The following is a 2,023-nucleotide window of genomic DNA, read 5'->3' as shown; positions in this document are numbered from 1 at the left end:
AAGAAGTAGGCAAGGCAAAGAGCGCGGAGAGCTTTGATTGGCAGTTTAAAGGTAAGGTGGTAGTACTCGATAACCGATCAAAGTTAATTCGCCAAAATTTTGCAGAAAAACTAGTACAAACCAATGCTTTTGCTATTATCTCCTTTGATCCATCGGGGGAGGTTAAATTATCAGAACCATTAGAACAGCATGAAGATGTTCAGCTTTTTCCACATGCACAACTGGGCTCAGGTGGTCAAGAAACGCTTTATGCTTGTCTGGATCCGAAAATGACGAGTACCTTGTATCCCTTGCCCGTCGAAGAACTTCCAGAAAGCAAACGTCAAGGAGCGCAGATCTTAGCTAAACTTCCCATCAAGAGCATCCAGCTTGATAGCATTAAAGGCTTACCTAGTCATGATTGGTTAATTCTTGATGAGCTTAGTGATAGCTTATCTATACTAGAGCATGGCAAAAACTTTTTACAAGACACTTTAGTTATTCAAGCTAGAGTTACTTTCCGACCGACCCATTCACGACAACCAAGCTTTGAAGACTTACAAGACTGGGCTAAGTCTAACGGCTTCTGCTTTTATCAATTTAATGCAAGTTATCACAACAGTCTTTTTCCGAAAGAAAGTAAAAGTCGTGATTATTACGCAAGCGAGCTCGAAAGCACTAACATGCTTCTCCTGCCTTCACTTGAGCGCTTATCTAAATTAGATGATAACTGTAAGCGCAAGCTGGTATTTATTTTACATAGCGTATTTGATGCTTGTGACATAGCTTATTATGTGGCTTGTCAAATTGAAAAATCGTTATCAAAAAAATACTTAAACTTTGTGGATGGAGATACAGCGAAGGATCATCAATTAACCCCCGAGGACTTATCTTGTAGAACCTCTAGGCTTCATGAGGAAGATAGCTTGACTATCAACTCAAGAGCGTACCCAGTTACCAAAAAGATAACAAGTGGACAGACTAGCATCGTGTATCGTCTTTCCGATGGGAAAGTGGCAAAGAAAATAACTGGGACAGTACCTGGATTATTTGAAAGGGAAAGATTTTGGCTCGAAAAGTTAGCGCCCACAGAAATTACTCCATTCCTATATGAAGTTGATGAAAAGCAGAATATTTTTGTTTTAGAAGATGCTGGGTCACCAATAAACAAAAAGAATTGTCCAGCTAATTATCGGCAGCAGCTAGAGTCACTCTTAGATACAATGAGATCTTTTTCTTGCGTCCATAATGATCTCAGTCTTGATGAAGTACTGGTTAAAGATGGGAACATTAAAATTATCGACTTCGGATGGGCCTCCATTGCAGGTGATTATAGCTGCAATGGAAATGTAGCTGGACCTAAAAAAGGTAGAGAGTTTTTCGACGACGATATTATAAAACTTGTTGATTTTTTCATTGAAGAAGATGCTAAAAATACAGAGCTGCACTGCCTTATTGAATGGGGAAATCAGAATAATGCTATAGACATTTTATCCGACTTGGAGTGCAAGATTGTTCAAAGACTCTCTATACATTACTCTTTAATTAAAAGCATCGGGACTAAAAAAACCTCACCTGTCGTAAAAAACATGATTCGCAAAGGTTTTTTAAATTCGGACAAAGCAACCATATTTGTTTTTTACACTAAAAACAATAGAGAAAAAACCTCCTATCCCTCTATAGAATTAGGTGTTGGTGAGCTTAAAAATATTAACGAAAAACATAATTCTATTTACGCTTCAGAAAATATAGCAGAGTCTAGAGAGCTACTTTTATCCTTTACTGCTTATAAATCAGGGCAACCATATTTATACTGGCGTGAATGGTGGAATAAAGCATTTGACAGAAAAGAGCTATCGGATGCTCAATTTCAAGAAAAAAGGCAAGGCATGGAAGATAGATGGAAATCTATCCAAAGTTTTCTTGAAAACGTGGTGCCTCTGGGAGGGCATGTTCTAGATGTGGGCTCCAATTTGGGGGATACAGTTAATCGTATTTCCCAGATCGGCTTTTACTCGCTTGGCCTAGAGTATGATTCTAATTT

The 2,023-nt window shown here is 38.4% G+C and carries 1 protein-coding gene; it reads left to right on the top strand.

Going from position 1 to position 2,023, the window contains the following annotated elements; genetic code table 11:
• Nucleotides 1-2,023 (top strand): hypothetical protein (locus OP496_RS17380; protein WP_280565120.1); only part of this gene is annotated, 2,023 nt, incomplete at both ends.

This window comes from Chromohalobacter sp. 48-RD10, from assembly GCF_029889785.1.
GTDB lineage: Bacteria > Pseudomonadota > Gammaproteobacteria > Pseudomonadales > Halomonadaceae > Chromohalobacter.
This window is presented reverse-complemented; position numbering and strand designations above follow the sequence as displayed.